The organism is Xenophilus sp. (assembly GCF_044462705.1).
In the GTDB taxonomy this organism is placed as follows: Bacteria; Pseudomonadota; Gammaproteobacteria; order Burkholderiales; family Burkholderiaceae_C; genus Xenophilus; species Xenophilus azovorans.
This window is the reverse complement of the sequence record NZ_JBIQNC010000284.1, coordinates 1-4979: the sequence shown is the minus strand read 5'-3', so window position 1 is coordinate 4979 and position 4979 is coordinate 1. Positions and strand designations below refer to the sequence as shown.

The window sequence follows — 4979 nt, the reverse complement described above, 5'->3', positions numbered from 1 at the left end:
TGCCTTCCATCACCGGCTTGCCGGCCAGCGGGCCGATGTCGCCCAGGCCGAGCACGGCCGTGCCGTTGGTGACCACGCCGACGAGGTTGCCGCGGGCGGTGAACTCGGCCGCCATCGCCGGGTCGGCCTGGATGTCCAGGCAGGGATAGGCCACGCCGGGGGAGTAGGCCAGCGACAGATCGCGCTGGTTGACGAGGGCCTTGGTGGGGGTCACGGAGATCTTGCCGCGCACGCCGGCGCGGTGGTATTCGCGTGCGGCATCGCGCAGGGCTTCTTCGGCCGGTGACAGCTTCTGGGTCATGAGGGTCTCCTCGGTCTTCGGGAATCGGAAAGCAAGAAGGAGAGGCTACCGCAAAGCGGTGCCTCTCCCGGGTGGTGGAACTACGATGGACGCGGTTCAGCGATGCGTATCCGGCATCACCGGATGCTGCGCCATGGCCTCCAGAGCGCGGACGAGGGCGGAATGGTCGGCCTGGGCATGACCCAGCGCGGCGCATGCGTTCATCAGTTGCGCCGCCCCGGCCGTCTGCGGCAGCGCCACGCCCAGGCTGCGCGCGCTCTGCATCGCCAGGTTCAGGTCCTTCTGGTGCAGCGCGATGCGGAAGCCCGGGTCGAAGGTGCGCTTGATCATGCGCTCGCCGTGCACTTCCAGGATGCGGCTGGAGGCGAATCCGCCCATCAGCGCCTGGCGCACCTTGGCCGGGTCGGCCCCTGCCTTGCTGGCGAACACCAGCGCCTCGCCCACCGCCGCGATGTTCAGCGCCACGATGATCTGGTTGGCCACCTTGGTGACCTGGCCGGCGCCCACCTCGCCCACCAGGGTGACGTTCTTGCCCATCTTCTCCAGCAGCGGGCGCACCGACTCGAAGGTCTTCTCCTCGCCGCCGCACATGATGGTCAGGCTGGCCGCCTTGGCGCCCACCTCGCCCCCGGAGACCGGCGCGTCCACGTAGCCGCAGCCCAGCTTCGCGATGCGCTCGGCGAAGTCCTTCGTGGCGATCGGGTCGATGGAGCTGCAGTCCACCACCGTCTTGCCGGCGGTCAAGCCCGAGGCCACGCCGTTCTCCCCGAACAGCACCTTCTCCACGTCGGGCGTGTCAGGCACCATCAGGAAGATGACATCGGCCTGGCGCGCCACCTCGGCGCCGCTGGCGCAGACCTCGGCCTTGCCCGCCAGGGCAGCCGGCACCTCGCTGCGGGTGTTGACGAACAGGGTGTGGCCGGCATCGGCCAGGTGGCCGGCCATGGGCGCGCCCATGATGCCCAGGCCGATGAAGCCGATGCGGCGGGACGTCGTTGCGTTGCTCATGCTCTTGCTCCTCAAGCGGTCAGGGTCTTCAGCCAGCCCAGGCCTTCGGTGGTGGTGGTGCGCGGCTTGTACTCGCAGCCGATCCAGCCGGTGTAGCCGATGGCGTCGATGTGCCTGAACAGCCAGGGGTAGTTGATCTCGCCGGTGCCCGGCTCGCCGCGGCCCGGGTTGTCGGCCAGCTGGATGTGGCCGATGCGCGCCAGGTGCTTGCCGAGGGTGTTGCCCAGCTCGCCTTCCATGCGCTGCGCGTGGTAGATGTCGTACTGGATGCGCAGGTTGTCCGAGCCGACCTCGTCCAGCAGGGCCAGGGCCTGGTCGGTGCGAGTGAGGAAGAAGCCGGGGATGTCGAAGGTGTTGATCGGCTCGACCAGCAGCTTCAGGCCCGCCTTCTCCAGCTCGCGCGCGGCGAAGCGCAGGTTCTCCACCAGGGTGGGCTGCACGTCCTGGTTCGTGGCGCCGGCGGGCAGCTTGCCGACCAGGCAGTTGAGCTGAGGGCACTCAAGCGTGGTGGCGTACTCGATGGCGCGGGCCACGCCCTCGCGGAACTCGCTCACGCGGCCCGGGTGGCAGGCGATGCCGCGCTCGCCGGCGTCCCAGTCGCCGGCGGGCAGGTTGTGCAGCACCTGCGCCAGGCCGTTGGCCTTCAGGGCGGCGGCCAGCTCGTTCCTGTCGAAGGGGTAGGGGAACAGGTACTCCACCGCCTCGAAGCCCGCCCGGGCGGCGGCCTCGAAGCGCTGCATGAACGGCAGCTCCGTGAAGAGCATCGTCAGGTTGGCGGCAAACTTGGGCATCTCGCGTCTCTCCTCAGTCCAGCATGGCGGCGGCGATGGCCGTCGGCGCGTCGGCCGCGTCCTCGGCCAGCGGCTCGAACTCGTTGATGGCATCGATCTCGGTGCCCATCGCGATGTTGGTCACGCGCTCGAGCATCACCTCGATCACCACCGGCACCTGGTGCTCGGCCATCAGCTCCTCGGCGCGGCGGATGGCCGGCTGCATCTCTTCCTGCCGGTGCACGCGGATCGCCTTGCAGCCCAGGCCCTCGACCACCTTCATGTGGTCGACGCCGTAATTCTTCTCGACGCCGGCGTCGGGCGCGGCGTTGATGTTCTCGAAGGCCAGCTGCACGCAGTAGTCCATCTCGAAGCCGCGCTGCGCCTGGCGGATCAGGCCCAGGTAGCTGTTGTTGACCACGATGTGGATGTAGGGCAGCTTGAACTGCGCGCCCACCGCCAGCTCCTCGATCATGAACTGGAAGTCGTAGTCGCCCGACAGGGCCACCAGCTTGCGCTTCGGGTCGGCGGCGCGCACGCCCAGGGCGGCCGGCACCGTCCAGCCCAGCGGGCCGGCCTGGCCGCAGTTGATCCAGTGGCGCGGGTGGTACACGTGCAGGAACTGCGCGGCGGCGATCTGCGAGAGGCCGATGGTGCTCACGTAGCAGGTGTCGCGGTCGAAGTTGTTGTTCATGCACTGGTAGACGCGCTGCGGCTTCATCGGCACTTCGTCGAAGTTCGTCTTGCGCAGCAGGGTCTTCTTGCGCTCGCGGCATTCGCCGGCCCAGGCCGCGCGGTCGGGCAGCCTGCCGGCGGCCTTCATCTCCTCGGCCACCTGCACGAACAGCTCCAGTGCCGCCTTGGCGTCCGAGACGATGCCGAAGTCGGGCATGAAGACGCGGCCGATCTGCGTCGGCTCGATGTCGACGTGCACGAAGCGGCGGCCCTTGGTGTAGACCTCGGTCGAGCCGGTGTGGCGGTTGGCCCAGCGGTTGCCGATGCCCAGCACGAAGTCGCTGGCCAGCATGGTGGCGTTGCCGTAGCGGTGGCTGGTCTGCAGGCCGCACATGCCGGCCATCAGCGGGTGGTCGTCGGGGATGGTGCCCCAGCCCATCAGCGTCGGGATCACCGGCACGCCGGTCAGCTCGGCGAAGCGCACCAGCAGCTCGCTGGCGTCGGCGTTGATGATGCCGCCGCCAGCCACGATCAGCGGGCGCTCGGCGGCATTGAGCATGCCGATGGCCTTCTCGACCTGCGCGCGGGTGGCGGCCGGCTTGTAGACCGGCAGCGGCTCGTAGGTCTCGATGTCGAACTCGATCTGCGCCATCTGCACGTCGAAGGGCAGGTCGATCAGCACCGGGCCCGGGCGGCCCGAGCGCATCAGGTGGAAGGCCTGCTGGAACACCTGCGGCACCTGGCCCGGCTCGCGCACCGTGACGGCCCACTTGGTGACGGGCTTGGCGATGGATTCGATGTCCACCGCCTGGAAGTCTTCCTTGTACAGGCGCGCGCGCGGCGCCTGGCCGGTGATGCACAGGATCGGGATCGAGTCCGCCCAGGCCGAGTACAGCCCGGTGATCATGTCGGTGCCGGCCGGCCCGCTGGTGCCGATGCACACGCCGATGTTGCCGGCCACCGCGCGGGTGTAGCCCTCGGCCATGTGCGAGGCGCCTTCCACGTGGCGCGCCAGGATGTGGCCGATGCTGCCCTGCTTGCGCAGCGCGGCATACAGCGGGTTGATGGCGGCGCCGGGCACGCCGAAGGCCTGGGTGACGCCTTCCTTCTCCATCACGAGCACGGCGGCCTGGGCCGCGGTCATCTTTGCCATCTGAGGTCTCCTTGGGATGGCATCGACTCTAGGCACTGGCGGGCCGCCGAAGAAGAGCCGCCCGGGCCATATCACCTATTCCGCAATGGAATGACTGAACGTACCATCGGGGCATGGACCGGCTGCAGGCGATGGAAATGTTCGTGCGCGTGGTGGAGACGGGCAGCTTCTCGCGCGCCGCCCGCGAGTTCAACACCACCCAGCCCACCGTGACCAAGCAGGTCGCGGCCATCGAGGCGCGGCTGAAGGTGCGGCTGCTCAACCGCAACACCCGGGGCGTGAGCCTCACGGAGCCGGGCGCGCTGTACTACGAGAAGTGCAAGGCCATCGTGCGCGACGCGGAGGACGCCGACAACGTGGTGCGCATGCGCCAGTCGCAGGCGCAGGGCCTGCTGCGCATCGGCACCTCCGTGGCCTTCGGGCGGCGGGTGGTGGTGCCGCTGGCGCTGGAGTTCATGCAGCGCCACCCGCAGCTGCTGGTGGACCTGAGCTTCGACGACCGCTACGTGGACCTGGTGGCGCAGGGCCTGGACGTGGCGCTGCGCATGGGCCGGCTCGCCGACTCATCCCTGGGCGCGCGCTTCCTCGGCATGAACCCGTGGGTGATGGTGGCCTCGCCGGCCTACCTCAGGCGCCACGGCACGCCGCGCCGGGCGCAGGACCTGTCGTCGCACACCGCGCTCATCTACAGCAGCGTGGTCGGCGACGACGTGTGGCACATGCAGACGCCGCGCGGCGAGCCGGTGAGCGTGCCGGTCAGCGGGCGGCTGCGTTCGAACAACCTCTCGGCGGTGCTGGCCGCGGCGCGCGACGGCATGGGCGTCGCGCTCATGCCGCGCTACGTGGCGCACGATTCGCTCGTCGCCGGGCGGGTGAAGGAACTGCTGTCGGGCCACGTCCTGCCCGAGCAGGAGATCCACGCTGTGTTCCCCTCGCCGCGCCTGCTGCCGGCCAAGGTGTCGCACTTCCTGGCCTTTCTGCAGGGGCGCTTCGCCGGCGACTGGTGGGCGCAGTCGCCCTAGGCTGAATCGACATTCAGGGCGACGAACATGGGAGATGAGACGATACGGGC

At 69.3% G+C, this 4979-nt stretch carries 4 protein-coding genes and 1 pseudogene; 1 reads left to right on the top strand and 4 read right to left on the bottom strand.

Going from position 1 to position 4979, the window contains the following annotated elements; genetic code table 11:
- The 4 genes and pseudogenes from ACIY1X_RS24735 to gcl form a co-directional block, all read right to left on the bottom strand.
- Positions 1–301: pseudogene (locus tag ACIY1X_RS24735) on the bottom strand (NADP-dependent malic enzyme); the annotation flags it as partial.
- Between the two features lie 96 nt (positions 302–397).
- Complete coding sequence (locus ACIY1X_RS24730) at positions 398–1309, bottom strand: 2-hydroxy-3-oxopropionate reductase (RefSeq protein WP_399685872.1); 912 nt, start codon at positions 1307–1309, stop codon at positions 398–400.
- Between the two features lie 11 nt (positions 1310–1320).
- The gene (gene hyi, locus ACIY1X_RS24725; protein WP_399685869.1) at positions 1321–2100 is read right to left on the bottom strand and encodes a hydroxypyruvate isomerase; all 780 of its coding nucleotides are present in this window, start codon (positions 2098–2100) and stop codon (positions 1321–1323) included.
- A gap of 13 nt (positions 2101–2113) precedes the next feature.
- Complete coding sequence (gene gcl, locus ACIY1X_RS24720; RefSeq protein ID WP_399685866.1) at positions 2114–3907, bottom strand: glyoxylate carboligase; 1794 nt, start codon at positions 3905–3907, stop codon at positions 2114–2116.
- Between the two features lie 113 nt (positions 3908–4020).
- On the opposite strand from gcl, the gene ACIY1X_RS24715 reads away from it, so the two are divergent.
- Positions 4021–4929 carry a LysR substrate-binding domain-containing protein gene (locus ACIY1X_RS24715; protein WP_399685863.1) on the top strand — a complete coding sequence of 303 codons (909 nt, stop codon included), beginning with the start codon at positions 4021–4023 and terminating at the stop codon, positions 4927–4929.
- The last annotated feature ends 50 nt before the right edge of the window (positions 4930–4979 follow it).